Source organism: Roseimicrobium sp. ORNL1 (genome assembly GCF_011044495.1).
GTDB lineage: Bacteria > Verrucomicrobiota > Verrucomicrobiia > Verrucomicrobiales > Verrucomicrobiaceae > Roseimicrobium.
The window spans coordinates 1,858,779-1,879,464 of record NZ_CP049143.1 but is presented as its reverse complement, the minus strand read 5'-3'; the positions used below and the strand labels follow the sequence as shown (position 1 = coordinate 1,879,464).

At 60.4% G+C, this 20,686-nt stretch carries 17 protein-coding genes; 13 read left to right on the top strand and 4 right to left on the bottom strand.

Translation table 11 applies throughout. From position 1 onward, the window contains the following. Positions 1 to 31: 31 nt before the first annotated feature. On the top strand, positions 32 to 5,866 hold the full coding sequence (locus tag G5S37_RS07550; protein ID WP_165202342.1) for an autotransporter domain-containing protein: 5,835 nt from the start codon (positions 32 to 34) through the stop codon (positions 5,864 to 5,866). A 92-nt stretch (positions 5,867 to 5,958) separates the two neighbouring features. Here G5S37_RS07550 and G5S37_RS07545 read toward each other — a convergent pair whose 3' ends face one another. Continuing rightward, complete coding sequence (locus tag G5S37_RS07545; RefSeq protein WP_165202340.1) at positions 5,959 to 6,858, bottom strand: class I SAM-dependent methyltransferase; 900 nt, start codon at positions 6,856 to 6,858, stop codon at positions 5,959 to 5,961. 100 nt (positions 6,859 to 6,958) lie between these two features. Here G5S37_RS07545 and G5S37_RS07540 point away from each other — a divergent pair, with 100 nt between their 5' ends. From G5S37_RS07540 to ispF, 8 genes are all read left to right on the top strand, one after another. Further along, a complete protein-coding gene (locus G5S37_RS07540) occupies positions 6,959 to 7,690 on the top strand; it encodes an SDR family oxidoreductase (protein WP_165202338.1) in 732 nt (243 codons plus the stop codon). Between the two features lie 11 nt (positions 7,691 to 7,701). Beyond that, the gene (locus tag G5S37_RS07535) at positions 7,702 to 8,532 is read left to right on the top strand and encodes an alpha/beta fold hydrolase (RefSeq protein WP_165202336.1); all 831 of its coding nucleotides are present in this window, start codon (positions 7,702 to 7,704) and stop codon (positions 8,530 to 8,532) included. Positions 8,533 to 8,608: 76 nt separating this feature from the next. Further along, the gene (locus G5S37_RS32230) at positions 8,609 to 9,154 is read left to right on the top strand and encodes a flavoprotein (protein WP_206026347.1); all 546 of its coding nucleotides are present in this window, start codon (positions 8,609 to 8,611) and stop codon (positions 9,152 to 9,154) included. A gap of 90 nt (positions 9,155 to 9,244) precedes the next feature. Continuing rightward, entirely contained in the window at positions 9,245 to 9,901 is a 657-nt protein-coding gene (locus G5S37_RS32225; RefSeq protein ID WP_206026346.1) for a phosphopantothenoylcysteine decarboxylase, read from the top strand. Next, positions 9,898 to 10,650, top strand: coding sequence for an inositol monophosphatase family protein (locus tag G5S37_RS07525; RefSeq protein WP_165202334.1), 753 nt, complete (start codon positions 9,898 to 9,900; stop codon positions 10,648 to 10,650). The genes G5S37_RS32225 and G5S37_RS07525 overlap by 4 nt, the downstream gene beginning before the upstream one ends. Positions 10,651 to 10,698: 48 nt before the next feature. Further along, entirely contained in the window at positions 10,699 to 10,917 is a 219-nt protein-coding gene (locus G5S37_RS07520; protein WP_165202332.1) for an addiction module protein, read from the top strand. Beyond that, complete coding sequence (locus G5S37_RS07515; protein WP_165202330.1) at positions 10,914 to 11,228, top strand: type II toxin-antitoxin system RelE/ParE family toxin; 315 nt, start codon at positions 10,914 to 10,916, stop codon at positions 11,226 to 11,228. The genes G5S37_RS07520 and G5S37_RS07515 overlap by 4 nt, the downstream gene beginning before the upstream one ends. Continuing rightward, on the top strand, positions 11,225 to 11,713 hold the full coding sequence (gene ispF, locus G5S37_RS07510) for a 2-C-methyl-D-erythritol 2,4-cyclodiphosphate synthase (RefSeq protein ID WP_165202328.1): 489 nt from the start codon (positions 11,225 to 11,227) through the stop codon (positions 11,711 to 11,713). The genes G5S37_RS07515 and ispF overlap by 4 nt, the downstream gene beginning before the upstream one ends. Here ispF and G5S37_RS07505 read toward each other — a convergent pair. Beyond that, on the bottom strand, positions 11,710 to 12,534 hold the full coding sequence (locus tag G5S37_RS07505) for a DUF4537 domain-containing protein (protein ID WP_165202326.1): 825 nt from the start codon (positions 12,532 to 12,534) through the stop codon (positions 11,710 to 11,712). The genes ispF and G5S37_RS07505 overlap by 4 nt on opposite strands. 235 nt (positions 12,535 to 12,769) lie before the next feature. On the opposite strand from G5S37_RS07505, the gene G5S37_RS07500 reads away from it, so the two are divergent. The 4 genes from G5S37_RS07500 (at position 12,770) to surE (ending at position 19,290) form a co-directional block, all read left to right on the top strand. After that, positions 12,770 to 16,516, top strand: coding sequence for a DUF1553 domain-containing protein (locus G5S37_RS07500; protein ID WP_165202324.1), 3,747 nt, complete (start codon positions 12,770 to 12,772; stop codon positions 16,514 to 16,516). Positions 16,517 to 16,575: 59 nt separating this feature from the next. After that, positions 16,576 to 17,850, top strand: coding sequence for a DUF1501 domain-containing protein (locus tag G5S37_RS07495; protein ID WP_165202322.1), 1,275 nt, complete (start codon positions 16,576 to 16,578; stop codon positions 17,848 to 17,850). A gap of 73 nt (positions 17,851 to 17,923) precedes the next feature. Then, complete coding sequence (locus tag G5S37_RS07490) at positions 17,924 to 18,556, top strand: LON peptidase substrate-binding domain-containing protein (RefSeq protein WP_165202320.1); 633 nt, start codon at positions 17,924 to 17,926, stop codon at positions 18,554 to 18,556. Positions 18,557 to 18,573: 17 nt separating this feature from the next. Next, positions 18,574 to 19,290 (top strand): 5'/3'-nucleotidase SurE, encoded by a 717-nt coding sequence (surE, locus tag G5S37_RS07485; RefSeq protein ID WP_165202318.1) that lies wholly within the window; start codon positions 18,574 to 18,576, stop codon positions 19,288 to 19,290. A gap of 20 nt (positions 19,291 to 19,310) precedes the next feature. On the opposite strand, the gene hisH is transcribed toward surE, so the two are convergent. Further along, positions 19,311 to 19,931, bottom strand: a complete 621-nt coding sequence (gene hisH / locus G5S37_RS07480) for an imidazole glycerol phosphate synthase subunit HisH (protein ID WP_165202316.1) — start codon at positions 19,929 to 19,931, stop codon at positions 19,311 to 19,313. 126 nt (positions 19,932 to 20,057) lie between these two features. Further along, positions 20,058 to 20,654, bottom strand: a complete 597-nt coding sequence (gene hisB, locus G5S37_RS07475; RefSeq protein WP_165202314.1) for an imidazoleglycerol-phosphate dehydratase HisB — start codon at positions 20,652 to 20,654, stop codon at positions 20,058 to 20,060. Positions 20,655 to 20,686: the final 32 nt, after the last annotated feature.

The window sequence follows — 20,686 nt, the reverse complement described above, 5'->3', positions numbered from 1 at the left end:
TTTAGCAGTCCCAGTTTTTTCCGACGCGCAGGTGAGTTGGAATGCGGGAACCGGAAACTGGTTCACCAGCACCAATTGGACACCGGGTGTGGTGCCGACTTCCAGCATCAATGCCTTCATCAACAATGCTGGCACGGCACAGGTTCTGACCACCGGAGGGCAGGTCCGGGTTCTCACCCTCGGAGCCTCCGCGGGGCAATCGGGAACGCTTTTGGTGCAAGGCGGGGCACTTACGACTTCCAGTTCTCTCCTCGTGGGAGATTTCGGCACTGGCACCGTGACCGTTTCCAACGGTGGCACGCTCACCTCCGGCATCACAGGCATCGCGAACAATGCAGGCTCCACCGGCACGCTCACGGTGACTGGTGCAAACTCCAGGTGGACATTCAGCTCCCAAGGCGATGTGGGCAGCAGCGGTCACGGGGAACTCTACGTGCTCGAAGGCGGGACGGTGAATTCCGGCAATGGCGCGATGAACGTGGGCAATGACAGTGGCGCGAGTGGCCTGGTGGTGATCACCGGCACGACGGCTGCCACGAGCAGCACGGTCGTGTTTACATTTGTGGGGGCTGCGGCAAATAGCACCGGTGAAATCAGAGTGACAGGTCCCTTGGCAATATGGAATGGCGGCATCACCTCCATCGGGCAAAGCGCGCAGGGCACCGTAACACTCTCCCAGGGAGCCACAGGTACAACCAACACGCTCAACATTGGAACCAACGCGGCCGCAGTGGGTACGCTGACGGTGCAAAATGCGAATACCACACTCACCGCTGCCGGGGTGAATGTGGGAGTCAGTGGCCGTGGTACGATGCTCATTTCAGACGGCGGGGTAGTGAACGGCACGACTGGAAGAATCGGCCAGAACATCGGAGCGACGGGTGAAGTGACCGTCACAGGAGCCAACTCCAAATGGCTGCTGTCCGGCGACATCACCACCGGAGCTACAGCACCCGGGTCTGGAGGAAGCGCCACGCTGTCGATTCTGAACGGCGGCTATGTGCGCACCAACGGACGCTTCTCCGCGAATGCCACCTTCAACCTCACGGTGAGCGGCACCAACTCCAAGCTGGAGATCCTCGATGTCGCCAGCTTCGGCTCGCTGGCCGGCGCCGTGGTGCAGAACTCACAGGTCCAGGTCTTGAGCGGTGGTTCCGTGGTCACAGGCGCACCCGCAGCACTGAGCAACAGCACCAATTTCCTGGCGGCTGTCGGAGATACCTTGGGGATCACGATCACCAATGGCTCATGGACGGCCCAAGGGGGCATGGTCTTCACAGGCGCTGGCACGACCACCACCACGGTTTCCCAAGGCTCCACCATCAACACTTCGTCCACGGCACCGAATGTCGCCTCCTTTCAAATGGCTGGCACCGCAGGAGGAGTGCACCAGCTCACCCTCCAGGGCGCAGGCACGGTGTGGAACAACAGCGGCTGGGCGCTGATTGGTGACCAGGGATCCGCGACAGTGTCCGTGGAGAATGGAGCCGTGATGAGAAGCAGCTTTGTAGACGTGGCCCGGCGGGCAACCAGCACTTCAAAAATTACCGTGACGGGTGCGAACTCGCTGTGGGACGCCTCCTCGCTGGCGGGATTCGCGAGCGCGATCGGTGAGGGCGGCGATGGCACATTGCATGTACTGAATGGTGGTGAGTTTCGTGCCGATTCCCTGAGCATGGGAGGTTCCTTTCTTGGGGACCTCGGCGAAGGGCATCTGCTAGTCTCAGGAGCCAATTCCAAGCTCACCCTGACGGGCACTGCCAGTATCTTCGATGGGGAACTCCAAGTCGGCGTGTTCAACGACAGTGAAGCCGTATTTGAGAAAGGAGGCCAGCTGACAGGCAGGTATCTGTCGATTGCGGGAAACCCTGGCACCACAGCCGAAGTCACGGTCACCGGAGCGGGGTCAGGCATCCATCTGACTGAACAGATCGCGGTGGGAGTGAATGGCACTGGCACCTTCACCGTGAACAGTGGCGCTACAGTTGAGAGCAGGGCTGGTTTTATCGGAGACCTGGATGGGGCCATCGGCACTGCCACGGTCTCGGGCAGTGGCACTTCCTGGACGATGACTGAGGATCTAGAGTTGGGCTTCTTCGGAACGGGAACACTGACCGTGGAGAATCAAGCCACCGTCACAGCAAGAACGGTCCGCCTCAATGTGGCCAGCGACGAGCCGTTTCCATCTGTGTTGGACGTACGCAGTGGCGCACTGATGGTGACGAAGCAGATTCGAGAAGGCGGATTTGGTGGTGGCAGTGGAGTAGCAGGCGCCAAACTCAATATTGACGGTGGGACTTTGCGCGCCACTGCCAATGAAGCGGAGTTCCTCGCGGGGTTTGAATCCGGGGATGTGGAGTTCAAGAGCGGTGGAGCGACGATCGACAGCAATGGCTTCAACATTGGAATTGGCGCGCCGCTGAGTGGAGCAGGAGGAATGACGAAGACGGGTCTGGGAATTCTGACCCTCTCAGGCACCACGAGCTATGCCGGCGCGACGCTGGTGAGCGCAGGCACGCTAAGGGTGAATGGCTCCATGACTCTCTCTGCCGTGACGGTGAGTGATGGGGCCACCCTTGGTGGTACAGGAAGCATCACAGGTAGTTCCACCATCAACAACGGCGGCAGGATTGCCCCCGGAGCCAGTCCGGGAACCCTGACCGTGGGGAGCCTGCTCCTGAACAATCTCTCGCTCCTGGACTACGAACTTGGCCCGCCGCAGCCTCCCGGCATCGCAGGTACGGACAGTGACCTTCTTCAGGTGAATGGAGCTCTAACTTTGGACGGCGTACTGAACATCGACGCGCTTACCGGTTTCAACGTCGGCACGTATCGCCTCATCAACTACAGCACGCTCACGAACAACTTTGGACTTGGCCTCGGCGATGTGCCGCTTGGGCTGAACTACACCATCGATACGGCCACGGCAGGCCAGGTGAATCTCATCGTCGGGTTCACGGATTTGCAGTACTGGGATGGACCGAATGTCCTGGGCAACAATGTGGTGGATGGTGGCACGGGAACCTGGAACAACACCACGGCCAACTGGACCACTGAAGTAGGGATCCCCAACTCAGGATGGAATAGCAAGACGGCCATCTTCCAGGGCACGGCGGGCACGGTCACTCTGGGAGACGACATCGACTTTGAAGGACTGCAGTTCATCACCAGCGGCTATGTCATCAATCAGGATCTGGCTCAGCTCTATGCTCTGCATCCCACTACTGATGCCGTGGTGCTGGTGAACTCCGGCGCGGTGGCAACGATCAATGCACCCGTCATCGGCAGTGGTGGCATCGCAAAGGGTGGCACTGGCACCTTGATTCTCACAGGTGCCCACACCTACTTGGGAGATACGGCAGTCAATGCAGGCGCCATGTATGTGAATGGTTCGCTGGCTTCCTCCAACGTCACCGTGGCCAGCGACGCGACCTTCGGTGGCATTGGCCGGGTGGAGAACTCGGTGACCATCGGAGCCGGAGGTATCATCCATCCCGGCGATGGCACCACTCCCGGAGCACTGCGTGTGGGCTCGCTCAACTTGAACAACACCTCCGTCCTTGCCTTCACTCTTGGCGCTCCGGGCAATCCCAGCAACAGCCACATCCAGGTGGATGGTGACCTGCTGCTGGATGGCCTGCTACGCATCACGGATGGAGGTGGCTTCACTGCAGACACCTACAATCTGATGACCTACGGAGGCACGCTCACAGACGCCCTGCTCACGATTCAAAGCGTTCCTGCAGGGTTCAATCCCGGAAACTTTGCCATCGATACGAGCACCGATGGCGAAGTGAATCTGGTGGTAGTGGTGGTGGACGCCAATGCCGCGACTGGCATGCAATACTGGGATGGCAGCAACGTTACCGCCAATGGATCCATCGACGGACAGAGTGGCATCTGGAATGTCACGGATACGGACTGGACGAATCGAGCAGGCAACATCAATGGCCCATGGGCTGGACAGACCGCGATTTTCACCGCTCACCCCGGGGTGGTCACTCTCGGAAGTGATGTGCCTTTCCAGAAGCTCATCTTCGAAGTGAACGGCTATCGCATCGTATCACCTGCGGGACAGAAGCTGTACTCACTGGGGGATGCGGAGGTGAATGTGGTGGGAGGTGCGCGCGCCACCATCGCTGCGCCCATCTCTGTGCCGGGTACATTCACCAAGTCAGGTCCCGGGCGGCTCATCCTCGCAGGTGCCCAACCTTCCTACGCGGGAACCACGCTCATCCAGCAGGGCGGACTGTATGTGAACACCGTGCTGCGCTCTCCATTCGTGCGGGTGAATCCTGCCGGCACGCTGGGTGGCAGTGGCATCATCATCGGCAACGTACTCAATCACGGCACCGTGGCTCCGGGGAACTCGGTGGGCACACTCACCATTCACGGGAACTACCGGCAGGCAGGCAGCGGTACGCTGGAGCTGGAGCTTGCCAATCAGCACCGCTTTGATCAATTGATCGTCAGCGGTACCGCTCATCTCGGAGGCACCCTGGATGTGCGCTCGCTGGGTGCGGATCTGGAGTATGGTGACCAATTCCCTTTCCTGCGCGCGGGACACATCAAGGGACACTTCTCACGCATCACCATGCCGCATCCCTCGGCGAATCGCGGGCGATTCTACACCGTCAGTGGCACTGGCATCCTGCTGGTCGCGCCGGCGAGTTACACCCTGGTAGCGGAAACGCCGAACCAGACACGACTGGCGAAAGCGCTCGGTCAGTGGATTGGCATCGAAGATGGAGACATCGGCGTGACCACGCTCGCGCTCGACATGCTGCGGGAGGAGCAATACCCCGCGGCGTTCGAGGCCATTCTGCCCGGTCACTACGACGCCGCGCTGCAGATCAGCACCGAACTCGCGCACAGCCAGATGCAGGGACTGCACCAGCAATTCAGCTCACGCCGCCTCGCCATCCGCACCATGGGTGCCGAAGCCTATCGACAGGCCACGCCACAGACACCCAGCACGAAGAATCCCAAGAACGTGAAAGCCGTGCAGGACGGCCTCGCTCCTCCTGAAGACGATCGATGGGTGGTGTGGACGCAGGCGACGGGACTCTTTTCTCAAACGGGTTGGGGCACCACGCCGGATCGCGATTTCGACAGCGGCACCTTCCTCGCCGGTGCGGACTATGCGGTGAGTGATCAATTCGCCCTGGGTATCTTTGCCGGCTATCAATTCGGCGAGAGCGATTACCCAGGCCGCGACCGCACGGATCTGGAGAAGGTGACCTTTGGCGCCTATGCGCTCTATGATCGCGGCAACTTCTACGCGCATGCCACGGTGGAAGGCGGGGACATTGAATACGAAGTGCGGCGTGCCATCGTGCTGCCCACGCTCGATCGCACCGCGAGCAGCGAGCCCGATGGGCATGAGGTCTCCGCGAGCTTCGGCACCGGTTATGATTTCGAGGCGGGCAGCTTCACCTTTGGTCCGAGCATCGCCCTTCAATACACCCGGCAGAGTCTGGATGGCCTCACCGAGAACGGTGCGGACAGCCTGAATCTACGCTTGGATGATGCGAGCGTGGATAGCTTGCGCAGCTACCTCGGCGCACGTGTCGCTTACACCATCACGCTGCCCGGGGAGGTGACGGTGATTCCTGAGTTGCGAGCGTTCTGGCAGCATGAGTTCCTGCAAGATGGCGAGACACTCCACACAAGACTCGCCGGAGGCTCAGGTCCCGGATTCGATTATCTCACTGAGGACCCTGAGCGCGATGCCTTTTTTCTCGGTGGCGGCGTGAACGTCCAGGTGGACCGTACCTTCTTTGGCGGGCTCTTCTACCACGCCGAGTTTGGCCGCACCGATGAAGCGAATCACACCATCAGCCTGAACGCAAACTGGAGGTTCTAGACCTCTTCAACCTCAGTCTCCGAAGTTCCTCTGCGTCTCTGTGTCTCTGCGTTGAATCCCATGCAGGTGACCACACCCAGCACCTTCAGGCCTTACCACGACCACCGCCCATAAATCCCACAAGGCAGCGTCAACCCACCCCGCGTGATCGGCAATCCCACCTCACCGGTCGCCAGCTTTCCACCCGTCGGGCCCAGCAACTGCGTCATGACATTTCCCAGTGCCGTGGGTGACAGGCCAGTCGTGTAAGCGTTCACCAGGAAGAAGATGGGCTCATCCGAAAGCAGCTTCTTGCACTCCTCCAGCAAGGGCCAGAGGTGTGCTTCCATTTTCCACACCTCCCCGGCTGCTCCGTGGCCATAGCTCGGCGGGTCCATGATGAGGCCGTCATACTTCCGGCCACGGCGAATCTCGCGGCGCACGTAGGCCATGCAGTCATCCACGATGTAGCGGATGGGAGCCTTGCCCAGACCGCTGAGGCGCGCGTTCTCACCGCACCACTCCACCATGCCTTTCGCGGCATCCACGTGGCACACGCTCGCTCCTGCAGCAGCCGCTGCCACGGTGGCGGCGCCGGTGTAGCCGAAGAGGTTGAGCACGGACAGTTCACGGTCTTTTGCCTTTGATTTGGCCTGGCGAATCAGGCCGCTGCACCAGTCCCAGTTCACCGCCTGCTCCGGGAAGAGGCCGGTGTGCTTGAATCCGGTGGGCGAAATTTTGAAGGTCAGCCCGCCATACTTGATATTCCACGCAGTCGGCAGCTTCCGCCGATACTCCCAGCGTCCCCCACCCTTGTCACTGCGGTGGTACCAGGCGTCCCATTGCTTCCACTCGCCGCTGCGCGGCCAGATGACTTGGGGGTCAGGACGCGCCAGTACATACTCGCCCCAGCGCTCCAGCTTCATGCCGTCTCCGGTATCCAGCAGTTCGTAGTCGCGCCAGTCGCGGGCGAGGATTTGACCACTGGTGGATTCTGAAGGAACGGCGGGCATGGGTGGACAGTCTTCATCGCCCAGCCCCCTGTCACAATCAACCACGAGTGCAGCCCGAAAAACCACTGGCCAGTTTCCTCTCCCCGCCAACATTCGGGGCATGATTCTCCGGGACAAGGTAGCTGTAGTGACAGGGGCAGCGCGTGGCATCGGCTTCGCGCTTTGTGAGGAACTGGCACGCGCCGGCATGAAAGTGGCCATGGCAGACGTGGATGCCGAGGCCCTGGCCTCCGCTGTCGAAATGGTGGGCATGGATGACCTGCTCCCCCTGACCTGCGATGTGACCAAACAGTCCGAAGTACGCGAACTCGCCGAGGAAGTGGAGGCAAAGCACGGCCCCATCGCCGTGTGGATCAACAACGCCGGCCTCGCTCGCCACCGCTGGATTCCGGATTACACCGAAGAGGAAATCGACCTCATGCTGGATGTGAACCTCAAAGGCACCATCCTCGGCTCCCAGGAAGCCCTGCGCCGCATGCTGACCCGCAAGTCCGGCCACATTGTGAATGTGATCTCCACCGCAAGCCTGCGTGGCATCCCCAGCGAAACGGTCTATTGCGCGGCCAAGTGGGGCGTGCGCGGCTTCACGCAGGGCCTGCAGGAGGAGGCAGCCGCCCATGGCGTGCGCGTCACCGCTGTGCTACCGGGAGGCGTGGATACCGCTTTCTGGGACGGAGCTTCTGACCGCAAGGCGCCGGTGGAAAAATTCCTCACTCCACGACACGTGGCGGATGCGATCCTCAAGGTGCTGGAAATGGACGACTGGTGCGTGACGCGCGAACTCGTGCTGCGCAGCATGGCGGACAGTGATTTCTCCGTGAAACCTCAATAGCAACGCAAGCCATGAGCGAGGCCACACCATTCCGCACCGTCGAACTTTCGGAGCCTTCGCTCACCGAGCCGGGTTTGCGTTTCGCGACTGTGAAGTCACCGGCCCTGAAGCGGCGGGCGGACGTGACCTTCTACATTCCGGAAGGCGCACCGGACAAAAAGCCGCTTCCCCTGGTGCTGCTGCTTCACGGCGTCTACGGCAGCCACTGGGCCTGGGCACTCAAAGGCGCCGCGCATCGCGTGCTGCAAAAGCTCATCAAGTCCGGCGAATGCGAGCCCATGATGCTCGCCATGCCCTCCGACGGTCTCTGGGGGGATGGCTCTGGATACCTGCACCATCAGGACGCGGACTATGCGAAGTGGATAGTGGAAGAAGTGCCCGCCCTCGCCGCTCACGTGGAGCCGCGCGTCACGCGGTCGCCGCGTTTCATCAGTGGCCTGAGCATGGGTGGCTACGGCGCCTTGCGGCTGGGGACACTCTTCGCGGAAAAGTTCGCAGGCATCAGCGCCCACAGCAGCATCACGGACTTCCGCCAGATGGAGGGCTTCGTGGAGGAATCCGTGGATGCATTCAAGCTCTCTCCAGATGAGGAGCCGGGCGTCTTCGAGGCCATGCTGCACCGTCGCGGAAAGCTTCCTCCGCTGCGCTTCGACTGCGGCACGGAGGATGACCTCATTGAGTACAATCGCGTGCTGCACGCCGACCTCCTGCACGAGGGCATTCCCCATGTGTACGAGGAGTACCCCGGAGCCCACACCTGGGAGTACTGGACGGAGCACGTGGCGGACACGTTTCGCTTCTTCACCACCATCCTCAGGACCGGCGGAAAGGTCTCAGCCTGACCGTATCGTCCGAGGCCCGGCCCGCACCCATGTCTTGCGGTGCCTCGTGGGGCGTATTAGGGTGTAACCACAACAGATGAAACACATCCTCCTCGGCGTCACCGGCTCCATTGCCGCGTACAAGGCAGCAGACCTCGCCAGCCAGCTCGTGAAGCAGGGCTGCAAGGTCACCTGCGTGATGACGAAGGACTCGCAGCAATTCATCACGCCGCTCACCCTGCAGGTGCTCTCAAAGCAGCCGGTGGTGACCGACCTCTTCGATGAAAAGGAGAGCTGGCGGCCCACGCACATTGGTCTCGCGGACAGCGCCAACCTGCTGCTCATCGCGCCCGCTTCGGCGAATGTACTCGCCGCCATGGCTCATGGACTGGCGAATGATGCCCTCACCACCATAGCGCTGGCCACGCGCGCTCCGGTGCTCGTTGCACCTGCCATGAATGGCAAAATGTGGGCGCACCCTGCCACGCAGAAGAACGTGGAAACGCTCAAGTCCTGGGGGCACCATTTCATCGGTCCAGATGACGGCATGCTCGCGTGCGGTTATGAAGGCAGCGGTCGCCTCTGGCCCGTGGAGGGCGTGGTGGCGAGGGCAATGGAAGTGCTGGAAGGAAGAGCGGCCTGAGCGGTCTAACGCAGCTCGCGAGTCCCTTCGCGAGTCAGGGAGCACGCAAGACAATACCTCGCGAAGGGACTCGCGAGCTACGTTTCCTCAATGCACCTCCTCATCACCGCAGGACCCACACGCGAGGCATTGGATCCCGTGCGGTTCCTTTCCAACCGCTCCTCCGGCAAGATGGGCTATGCGCTCGCGGAAGCAGCGAAGGAAGCGGGGTATGAGGTCACCTTGGTAAGTGGGCCCGTGGCACTTGCCGCACCAGAAGGCGTGCACCTCGTGAAGGTGGAATCCGCCCAGCAGATGTGGGAGGCCGTGCAGTCATTCTGCAAGGCCAGCGCACCGCATATCGCCATTCACGCCGCTGCCGTGGCCGACTACCGGGCCAAGACGGTGCAGAGCCAGAAGATCAAGAAGCATGACGAAACCCTCACGCTGGAACTGGAGCGCACCCCGGATGTACTCGGCTCCATGAGGACGGTGTTTGGGTACCAGGGCTTTCTGGTCGGCTTTGCCGCGGAAACGGAGCACCTCGTGGAGAACGCCATGGCCAAGCTCCAGCGCAAGGGCTGCGACCTTGTGATTGCCAACGATGTCAGCCGGGCGGACACAGGGTTTGACAGCGCGGAAAACGAAGTCATTCTCTGCTTCCCTTCCGGGAATACCGAACCGCTTCCCAAGCAATCAAAACGTTCGCTGGCCCGCGAAATCATCCGGAGGGTCGCGAAGCTGGCAGCGGAAAAAACGCATCCATGAGTTCCTTGTTGAATGTCGCCATCGAAGCCGCGCAAGCCGCCGGCCAACTGCAACGTGAGCACTTCGGCTCGGACCTCTCCGTGAATGAGATGCTGCAGTACGACATCAAGCTGGAGCTCGATGTGCGCAGCCAGCAGATCATCACGGACATCATCCTGAAGCACTTCCCAGATCACGCCGTGCTGGGTGAGGAAGGCAGCGACGGGAATCTTCAGAGCACCACCGAGTGGATCGTGGATCCCATCGATGGCACGGTGAACTACTTCTACGGCATCCCACACTTCTGCGTCTCCATCGGCGTGAAGGAGAAGGGCGAACTCGTCGCCGGTGTCATCTACGATCCCATCCAGAAGGAAACTTGGGCCATCGAGAAGGGCAGCAAGCCCACGCTCAATGGCAAACCCATCCGCACCAGTTCCCGTGCGCATCTCGCCGATGCCGTGGTGACCGTCGGCTTCTCCAAGAGCCGCGAAGCCATCGAAGCCAGCTTCGACCGCTACAAGCGCATCTCCGTGGCCGTGCGCAAGACCCGCATGCTCGGCAGCGCCGCTCTGGCCCTGGCCTACATCGCCTGCGGACGCCTTGATGCCTATGTCGAGGAACAGCTCAGCGAATGGGACATCGCCGCAGGCAAGCTGCTCCTGATCGAAGCCGGTGGCGAATTCATCGAACAGCCCAGCCGCACCCACGAGGGCAAGCTCTTCATCTGCGCCACGAACGGCAAGGTTGATCTCACGGAGTTTCTTTGAGGCGAATCGGGCGTTGCGCCACGGTCCCTTCAATCGTATCCTGAGAGTATGAACGTCGTTCTTCCGCTGTCTGAAATGACTACCGCCGAGAAGATGGCTCTGATAGAGACCATCTGGGAGGATATTGAGAAGAACTCCGAGGAATTGGAAATGCCAGCGTGGCACGCGGAGGTACTTGCCGGCGTCGAGCAGCGCATTGCCAGTGGCGAGGAAGAGATCAGGGATTGGGAAGATGTTAAAAAGGAACTCTTCGCCAAGTTCCAATGAAAGTTGCGATCGCCAATACGGCGACTTTTCACATCGAGGAGGCCTGCGAGTTCTACGATAATCAGGAATCTGGCGCTGGGAGATATTTTCTTCAGTGCCTTGCAGAAGACCTTGATCGACTAGCGACCTTGGGTGGCGTGCACTCAAAGCGACTCAAACACTACCACAAGACCAATTGTTCTCATCATCCATTCGCCATCTACTACACGATTGATGGCGAAACGGTAACCATCAAGGCCGTGCTCGATAGCCGCAAGAACCCTGTCGCTGTCCGCAGAATCCTTTCACGCATCAAACGACAAAATTCATGACCCGCGTAGGCATCGGTTACGACGTTCATCAATATGCAGAAGGCCGCGCCTTCATCCTCGGTGGCGTGGAGATTCCCCATGCCAAAGGCTTGAAGGGCCACTCGGATGCGGATGTGCTCAGCCATGCCATCGCGGATGCTGTGCTCGGAGCCCTCGGTGAGCCGGACATCGGCTATTGGTTTCCCCCTTCGGATGCCAGCATTGAGGGCATCAGCAGCCTGAAGATTCTGGAGAAAGTCGCGGAGATTGCTCGGAGCAAAGGCGCCAGTATTGAGAACGTGGACAGCACGGTGATCGCGGAAGCGCCGAAGGTAAGGCCTCACGCTGCCGCCATGAAGGAACGCATCGGTGCTGCGCTTGGCATTTCGCCAGATCGCGTGGGTGTCAAGGCGACCACGAATGAGCGCCTCGGCTTCGTAGGACGCGAGGAAGGCGTGGCCGCCATGGCGGTGGCCTGCATCTCGCTCGCGCCATCTGCAGCCTAGTGCTCTCTATTTGACTCCTGCCGTGTAGGGGTCGCGCCTGGGAGCAATTGCACCTGCTGCTGAGGGAAGGGAAGAATCTTGTCCTTCGCCACCAGCATGGGCTCATCGCCATCGTCCCACCTGATGAGGAACAAGTCCCCACGAGCCTCAGCGATGACGCCCGGGTACTTGTGACCATCCTTCCAGGTGGCGAGGACGTGGTCACCCACGTTCAGTGATGCTGACGGAGCATTCGACAGCGAACGGATGTGCTCTTGGAGGACAAAGAGAGGCTCGTCGCCATCGTCCCATTTGATGAGGCACTGGCTGCCGCGAACCTCGGTCACGATGCCAGGATAGTAGCGTGAATCCCTCCACATGGCGGTCACATGATCGCCCACATTGAAGGCAGTTGCTGCCGTCGTCGCCGCCACCGCCTTGTCCGCGTGGAAGATCTTGTCCTTCGCCACGAGCAGAGGCTCATCTCCGTCATCCCATCCCACCATGCAGGATTTCGCATGCACCTTGGTCACCACACCGGGGTACATGGAGATGCCCTTCCATGCTGCGACTACGCGATCGCCTACTGAGAAAGGCATGTCCTCGCGAAGCGCGACCACATTTGCGGAGTTCACCGCCAACCGATCTCCATCTTCAAAAAGGATGTTATAACGGTCGCCTTCGATCTCCGTCACCGTGCCGAGGAAATAGCCACCATTGCTCCACATCGCAGCCACCCGATTCCCGACGCCAATCTGGCCACCGGGTCCTGCCAGCACGGTGCTGGCAAACGTCATTGAAACCGCCATCAAGGTCACCCCAAGCGCCCGAATCGTTTTCATGAAATCGAGGGTAAATAGCTCGACAAAAAGTGTCAAGACAGCCGCCGCTGCCTTGATTTGCAGATTTTCCTTTCGGCCGGTGTCGCCTTCAGCAAAAACGGGAACACCGACCCAATCCCAAACAACTCATTACAAGCTCATTACAAATCCATCCCCCAAATGGGGGAGCCAAAATTCACCTCTTTGCGGTGTTGGAATCTCCAGCCGGATTTCGTTATCATCGACCTACCTCACCATGAAGCATTTCAGGATACTCCCCTTCGCACTCGCCTTGGCTGCCACACCGCTGCTTGCGCAGACTGATGCTGGCAACAACGACACTGCGAATGATGCGCAGAATGATTCCAAGGAGAATCCCAAAGCCGCGGATTACAAGCCCATCGCAAAGTGGACCTTTGATGCCAAGGAAGCTGGTAAGTGGAAGGGCAAGGAGCAACTTGAAGATGGTCCCCTGCCTCCCACCTTCCCGGCATTTCATGCGGACAACAAAGCAGCCTACTTTGGTGGCACCAACACCGCCATTGTGGTGAAGGAATCCGACCTGCCCGACACCAACGTGCGCTTCGGCATGGGCGATGCCATCACGCTCGAAGCCTGGGTGAACGTGGAGGAGATTCGCAACGGCTCGTACTGCTACCTCATCGGCAAGGGCCGCAACAAGAGCAAGGACTTCACCCCGGAGAATCAAAACTACGCACTCCGCCTCAAGGGTGAAGGCGGCGAGGCGCGGCCTACGTTTCTGTTCCGCAGTCTTCCTGACAAGCCAGGGGAGAAGGAAGGCTACCACCGCTGGGTGACCACGGAAGGGTTCACGCCCGGCAGTGGCTGGCACCACGTTGCTGTGACTTACACCTTCGGCAAGGGATCCAGCATCCGCGGCTTTATCGATGGCAAGGAAGTGAAGGGCACCTGGGATCTGGATGGCAAATCTGACCGCGCTCCCGTGCAGGATGGCGACGACATCATGATTGGCACTGGCTACGGTGGCGGCGAAGGCAACACGTTGCGCGGCTGGCTGGATGAGATCGCGATCTATCGGAAAGCAGTGCCGGAGACATTGCTGGCCCAGCGTTATCAGTTCATTCCCCCTCCTCCGGTGGTGAATCCGGACACGCTTCCAAAAGGCCTCGTGCGCGTGGAGATCTGTGAGAGTGGCGTGCCGGCCAAGAACGCCTGGCCGACCGTCCCACCCAAGGCTGATGAGTCGTATGACATCGCGGCCTTCGGCATCAGCGATATTCCCCAGAAGTACGTGGACACGGGGGTACGCGGTGATCGTGCCAATCCGCTGGTGCTTCGCGCCGCTGCCAAGGTAACCCTGCCCGAAGGCAAGCACCGCCTGCTGCTGCGTGGCCGCAGCGCCTCGCAGTTGTACATTGATGGCAAGCTTGTCATGAAGCTAGCCTTCGCCAAGCCGGACAGCGGTGGTCATGGTTATGTCGCAGAGCAGGCCACCTATCTCGACCTTGGCCCGGATTTCCGCTTTGCTCCTCCCGGAACGCAGGAGTCGGTCATTGAGTTCGAGTTCAAGGGTGGCGAGCATGTGGTGATGCTCGAGCAGATGGTGGGCGGTGTGCTGGGCGCGAAGAATCGTCGCCGCCCGGAAACCGGAGAAATGGTCGTGGCCTGGTCGAAGCAGGGCACGGAGACCTGGGAACTGCTCACTCCGGGCAAGGAACCCCTCGCCTACAACGATCAGGCCTGGGCGGCCTATGAAGCGAAGCAGGACCTGAAGCTCGCTGAGGTAAATTCAGAAGCCCGTGCTGCTCTCCGCCGTGGACAGGCCGGCTACTGGGTGAAGCGCCATGAAGCTGCCACCAAGTGGCTTGCCGACACTCCGGAAGTGAAGGTCCCGGAAGCAACTGAGGGATACCCGACGCAGAATGCGATCGACAACTTCATCTCGCAGAAGATCAAACGCGTGACCGCACAGAACACTGCGGCACAGAGCGGAACTGTGGATTACTTCCGCGACATCCAGCCCATCCTTGAAACAAAATGCTACGACTGCCACCAGGGCACCAAGACCAAGGGCGACCTTCGCCTGGATGATGTTGTGGCTGCGATGCGTGGTGGTGAATCGGATGGCGCCGGCATCACCCCGAAGCATCCTGAGAAGAGCTCCATCATTGCACGTGTCTCCACGGACGATGAAGAACTCATCATGCCTCCCAAGGGCAAACCGCTCACGAAGGAGCAGATCGAACTTCTCAACCGCTGGATCAAGGAAGGCGCCAACTGGCCCGAGGTGAAGGTTGCCCATGCGAACCTCACACCGCTCACCGATGACCTCTCCTTCCTGCGTCGTGCAACCCTCGACACCGTGGGCGTGGCTCCCTCGCTGGCCGAGATCGAAGCCTTCACGAAGGACACCAGCAAGGACAAGCGCGCCAAGGCCATCGAGCGTCTCCTTGCGGATCCACGCTGGGCAGACAACTGGGTGGGCTACTGGCAGGATGTGCTGGCGGAGAATCCGAATATCCTCAACCCGACGCTCAACAACACCGGCCCCTTCCGCTGGTGGATCTATGAGTCGATGCTTGATGACAAGCCGATGGATCTCTTCGTAACGGAACTCGTGCGCATGCGCGGCAGTGTGCGCTTCGGTGGACCTGCAGGCTTTGGTGTGGCTTCACAGAATGACGTGCCGATGGCTGCCAAGGGCACCATCGTGACCACCGCCTTCCTTGGTGTGGAAACGAAGTGCGCCCGCTGCCATGACTCCCCCGCACATGAAAGCACGCAGCAGGACCTTTTCGAAATCGCAGCGATGCTCGCCACGCAGCCGCTTGATGTGCCAGCAACCAGCAGCGTTCCCATGGACAAGCTGCATGCCGGTGGTCGCAAGCCGCTGATTCAGGTCACTCTGCAGCCCGGCACCAAGGTGCAGCCGAAGTGGCCCTTCCCCGAGTTCTGCGCCGAAGACGTCGCAGACAAACTCGCGCAGGATGCAAAGGATGATCGCGATCGCCTCGCCTCACTCATCACGGCACCGCAAAACGAGCGCTTCGCCCAGGTCATCGCGAACCGCCTGTGGGCGCGTCTCATGGGCCGCGGCATCGTGGAGCCTGTGGCGGACTGGGAGAAGGGCAAGCCCACGCATCCGGAACTGCTGAAGTACCTCGGCCGCGAATTCGTGCGTTCCGGCTACAGCTTGAAGAAGCTCGCCGCCCTCATCATGAACTCGCATGCATATCAGCGCGCCACTGATTCCACGCTGAAGGCTCCGAGCCCGCTCTTCACCTCCCCTGCCCCGCGCCGCCTGAATGCAGAGCAGATCGTGGACTCGCTCTTCGCCGCCACCGGCAAGCCCTTCCATACGGAAGAAGTGAGCCTCGACATCGATGGCCGCCGCGACTTGAACAACTCCATCAGCATGGGCAACCCGCGCCGCTCCTGGATGCTCGCCTCCACCTCCAACGAGCGCGACCGTCCCAGCCTGAGCCTGCCGCGCATCCAGGCCATGTGCGACGTGCTCACCGCTTTCGGCTGGCGTGGTGCCCGTCAGGACCCCAGCAGTGTGCGCGAAACGGATCCGAATGCCCTGCAGCCCGCCATCATCTCCAACGGCACGGTGGGCATCTGGCTCACGCGCCTCAGCGATGATCACGGTGTGACCCAACTCGCACTGCAGGATCAACCGGTGGACAAGCTCATCGACACCCTCTTCCTCAAGCTCCTCACCCGCAAGCCCACTGCGGAAGAGCGCGAGAACTACACCTCCTATCTCTCCGAAGGTTATGCCTCCCGCGTGAAGACGGAGGCACCTGCCAAGGTCGCCGAAATCAGCCGCAAGCCCGCGAAGTACGTCTCCTGGTCCAACCACCTCGACCCCGAGGCCACCACCGTGCGCATGCAGCAAGAGGTGGATTCCCGCAAGGGCGACCCACCCACCGACAAGCTCGATGCCACCTGGCGCGGCAAGCTCGAGGACGTGCTCTGGGCCATGCTCAACGCTCCTGAGTGGGTCTACGCACCCTGAAGAACTCGCTCTTTTCCTACGATCATTTCACCAGCAACCTCTTTCATCTTTCTCTCGCCATGAATCGCCGCAACTTCCTCCGCTCCACCGCCGCGCTGGCCGCTGCTCCGCTCTTTGGTCACGCGTCCAACACGAACGCGCTGAACATTCCCAAGGGCAAAGCTGAGCACTGCATCTTCATCTGGCTCGGAGGTGGCATGGCCCAGATCGACACCTTCGACCCGAAGGCGCTGGGTGACCCCCAGGCGAATCCGAAGAAGGCGGGCAGCGCTTATCCTGCCATCGATACTTCCGTGCCGGGGGTGCAGGTCTGCGAACACCTGCCCCACACGGCAAAGCTCATGGAACATGTCACCGCGATTCGTACGGTGAACCACAAGGTCATCGATGAGCATGCCTTCGCCACGAATATCGTGCACACCGGCCGCATGATCAGTGGCAATGTCACCTATCCCTCCATCGGGTCCATCATCGCGCACGAGCGTGGTGCGGCCAATCCCGAGGTACCTGCGTACATGCTCATCGGCTATCCCAATGTGAGCCGTGGCCCTGGCTTCCTCGGCACGAAGCACGGGTACATCTATCTCACGGACACCCAGCAGGGACCCATGGGCTTCACCCGGCCGGAGTTCGTCACGCAGCAGCGCATGGACGCGAGGGCAAAGTTGTTGCAGCCCCTGCAGCATCGCATCCCAGATGACTCGCTGATGGCCGACTATGAAACGGCCCAGCGTGAAGCCCTGCGCCTCGCCGGCCCTGAGTTCATGCGCAACTTCAAGCTCGATGAGGAGCCCGCAGAGCTGCGCAATGCCTACGGCGGTGAGTTCGGCCAGCGCTGCCTCCTCTCCCGCAGGCTCGTGCAGGCCGGGGTGCGTTTCATTGAAGTATCGCATAACCTGAACTTCATGAACGGCACCGGCTGGGACACGCACAACGAAGGCCAGGCTGCACAGCATCTTTTGATCAAGGAACTCGACGCCGCTCTCGCCGCGCTCATCACCGACCTCCGCGACAAGAAGCTCCTCGATAAGACTCTGATTGCAATCGGCACGGAATTTGGTCGCCCTGCGCAGTTTGATGGTCGTGGTGGCCGCGGTCACCAGGGCACCTGCTTCTCCATGGTACTCGCGGGTGGCGGGCTGAAGCACTGCGGCGCCTATGGGGTCACCGATGAACTTTCGAAGCAAATCGTGGAGAATCCGGTAAGCCTGCCGGACTTCCATGCCACCATTCATGCAGCCTTGGGGGTTGACCCGACGAAGGAACTGATGGATGGCTCCCGTCCGGTGCCCATCACGGATGGCGGCACGCCGGTGCGCGCGTTGTTTTCATGAGAGGAATCTCTCAACCCAGACGCTGCTCCGGCGCGTAATCCACGGGTAACCGCACGGTGTTGATCACCTGCCCATGGATTCCAGCTCGCAAACCTTCGATCCCAATCCCCCAGAAGACCGCACCCTGCCGGACAGGCTGCCGGTCATGGTACTGACGGACTGCCACCTCTTTCCGGGGTGCCTGCTTCCGTTGTACATTTTTGAGGAACGCTACCGATTGATGCTCACCCATGTGCTGAGCACCAATCGCATGTTCTGTGTGGGCTCTCGTGAGAGCACGGAGGAAGGGTCACCCGTACAGCCTTACACCACCGCAGGACTTGTACGTGCCTGTGTGAAGCAGTCGGACGGCACATCGCAACTCCTGCTTCTGGGACTCCGCCGCATTCGACTCACGGGATGGGTGCAGGAGAAGCCTTTCAAAGTCGCCACCATTGAGCCAGTGGCCACCCTCCCCGAAGACCTGGACCGTGCCCGCGAACTCAAACGCCAGGTGTTGGAACTCTTCGCAAACGCCTGCATCGAAGAAGCAAAACAACTGCGAGCCGCCCTGGAAGGCACCCATGATCCTGAACTCGTGTGCGATGTGCTGAGCTACCACTTCACCCGCTGCCCAAAGCTGCAGCAAAAACTCCTCGCCGAAGTCTCCCTCATCAAGCGTTACGAAATGCTGTTGGCGGCGCTTCAGAAAAAGAAGTGCAACTGAGCTAAGCTGAGCGCCTGATGCATTTCCTCATTACGAACGACGACGGCATTCACGCCCCCGGCCTCTCTGCCATGGCGGAAGCGGTATCCCTCATTCCCGGCGCCACATTCAGCGTCGTCGCTCCATCCAGTGAGCGTTCCCAGTGCGGTCACAGCCTCACCACCCATCAGCTCCTGACTACGGTGCAGGAATCTGAAAACCGCTACCACACCAGCGGCACGCCCGCGGACTGTGTGCGACTCGGGCTTTTTGCCCTCGGCATCGAACCGGACTTCGTGCTCTCCGGAGTGAATGCCGGAGGAAACATGGGCCAGGACATTCCCATCTCCGGCACATTGGCGGGCGCCCGTGAAGCCGCCTACCACGGCATCCCTGCCATCGCGGTTTCGCATTACCTCATCTCCGGCATCGCGCTGGACTGGTCGCGAGTCGCACGTTGGACAGCACAGCTTCTCCAGGAGCTAGTTACCCACCCGCTGTCGAATGGAGAACTCTGGAATGTGAATCTCCCTCATCTCCCTCCCGGAGAACGAGAACTGCCCGAGCGCATCGCCACCACCCCCTGCCGCCTCCCGCTCAATGTGGCCTATGAGGACGTGATAACAGCTGATACACCACCCGGCCACCGCACCTTGAAATACACCGCGCGCTACGCAGACCGCCCCGTGGAGCCGGGCTCGGATGTCGAGGCGTGCTTTGGCGGGAAGATTTCCGTTTCGCGCCTCCGGCTGTAGCGCCGAATCTGGGCACGGGATTACCTCCCCAGATACTCCAGCGCATTCTTCAGCAGCGTGAGACCCGCCTGCTGGCTCTTCTCGGGGTGGAACTGCACCGCCAGAAGATTCTTCGCCGCGATGCCGCTCACAAATTCTCCGCTGTAGTCCGTCAGGCAGGCGGCCAGGGAGGCATCCTTGGGCTGCGGGAAATAGGAGTGCACGAAGTAAAAAGTCTCATCTTCTCCCATGCCCTTCCATGCGGGATGGGCGGGATCCGTGAAGCGCGCCTTGTTCCACCCCATGTGCGGGATCTTCAGCCCGGGCTGGGAAGGAAACCGGACTACGGAACCCTCAAACTTTGCCAAGCCCTCGACTCCTGGATTCTCCTCTCCGTTCTCAAAGAGAAGCTGGTACCCGAGGCAGATGCCAAAATAGGGGCGCTCCTCTGCCAGCCACTTCTTCAGCGGTGCCCAGAGGCCGGTTTCCTTGAGCTGGCGCACGCAGTCGCCGAATGCCCCCTGGCCCGGAAACACAAGCATGTCGAGCGCGTCAAAATGCTCCGGCGCGGAGACGAAGGTGGCAGGCTGCTGCACCGCAAGGAAGGCATTGCGCACACTGCGCAAGTTTCCGGCGCCATAATCGAGGATTCCGAGGTTCAAGGGGAGAAAAAGTAAGCAGTGATCAGTTGTCAGTATTCAGTACGAACGGCTGTCCCTCCAGGGACCAGGCCGTTCGCTTCAGAAGCCTCAAGACATCGGAGATTTAAAATTTCAAATCTCCAATCGCTAGAGCACATCCTTCGTGCTGGGCACGCCGGTGACGCGGGGGTCCAGTTTCGTGGCGTGATCCAGCGAACGGGCCAGCCCTTTGAAGATGGCCTCCGCCATGTGGTGGGCATCCTTCCCGTATTGGATCTCCACATGCACGTTCGCGAGGACGGCGTTGGCAAAGCCACGCACGAATTCCTCCACCAGTTGGAAGTGGAAGCCGATGCCGATGGTATCCACCCGCTCTGGGGCGCGGAAAACGGTGAATGCACGCCCGCTCAGGTCCACGGCCACCTGGGCCAGGGTTTCGTCCATGGGCAGCAGGATGTGACCGTACCGGGTGATGCCGGTCTTCGCTCCAAGGGCTTCACGAAAGGCGTTCCCCAGCACAATGCCGGTGTCCTCCACCGTGTGGTGAAAGTCGACTTCGATGTCCCCCTTCGCCTGAACCTTCAGGTCGAACAGTCCATGCTTCGCAAACAACGTGAGCATGTGGTCAAAGAAACCGATGCCGGTCTTGATGTCTGACACACCGGTTCCGTCCACATTCAGTTCCAGCCTGATGTCGGTTTCCGCGGTTTTTCGATGTTGTTTGGACGTGCGTGCTGCGCTCATGGGAGATTGAACGGGCAATTACCGCCAAAGAG

Coding starts and splice junctions, on each gene's coding strand:
- G5S37_RS07545 (WP_165202340.1), bottom strand. CDS start 6,858: ATGCCCGCCGTTCCTTCAGAATCCACCAGTGGTCAAATCCTCGCCCGC.
- G5S37_RS07540 (WP_165202338.1), top strand. CDS start 6,959: ATGATTCTCCGGGACAAGGTAGCTGTAGTGACAGGGGCAGCGCGTGGC.
- G5S37_RS07535 (WP_165202336.1), top strand. CDS start 7,702: ATGAGCGAGGCCACACCATTCCGCACCGTCGAACTTTCGGAGCCTTCG.
- G5S37_RS32230 (WP_206026347.1), top strand. CDS start 8,609: ATGAAACACATCCTCCTCGGCGTCACCGGCTCCATTGCCGCGTACAAG.
- G5S37_RS32225 (WP_206026346.1), top strand. CDS start 9,245: ATGCACCTCCTCATCACCGCAGGACCCACACGCGAGGCATTGGATCCC.
- G5S37_RS07525 (WP_165202334.1), top strand. CDS start 9,898: ATGAGTTCCTTGTTGAATGTCGCCATCGAAGCCGCGCAAGCCGCCGGC.
- G5S37_RS07520 (WP_165202332.1), top strand. CDS start 10,699: ATGAACGTCGTTCTTCCGCTGTCTGAAATGACTACCGCCGAGAAGATG.
- G5S37_RS07515 (WP_165202330.1), top strand. CDS start 10,914: ATGAAAGTTGCGATCGCCAATACGGCGACTTTTCACATCGAGGAGGCC.
- ispF (WP_165202328.1), top strand. CDS start 11,225: ATGACCCGCGTAGGCATCGGTTACGACGTTCATCAATATGCAGAAGGC.
- G5S37_RS07505 (WP_165202326.1), bottom strand. CDS start 12,534: ATGAAAACGATTCGGGCGCTTGGGGTGACCTTGATGGCGGTTTCAATG.
- G5S37_RS07500 (WP_165202324.1), top strand. CDS start 12,770: ATGAAGCATTTCAGGATACTCCCCTTCGCACTCGCCTTGGCTGCCACA.
- G5S37_RS07495 (WP_165202322.1), top strand. CDS start 16,576: ATGAATCGCCGCAACTTCCTCCGCTCCACCGCCGCGCTGGCCGCTGCT.
- G5S37_RS07490 (WP_165202320.1), top strand. CDS start 17,924: ATGGATTCCAGCTCGCAAACCTTCGATCCCAATCCCCCAGAAGACCGC.
- surE (WP_165202318.1), top strand. CDS start 18,574: ATGCATTTCCTCATTACGAACGACGACGGCATTCACGCCCCCGGCCTC.
- hisB (WP_165202314.1), bottom strand. CDS start 20,654: ATGAGCGCAGCACGCACGTCCAAACAACATCGAAAAACCGCGGAAACC.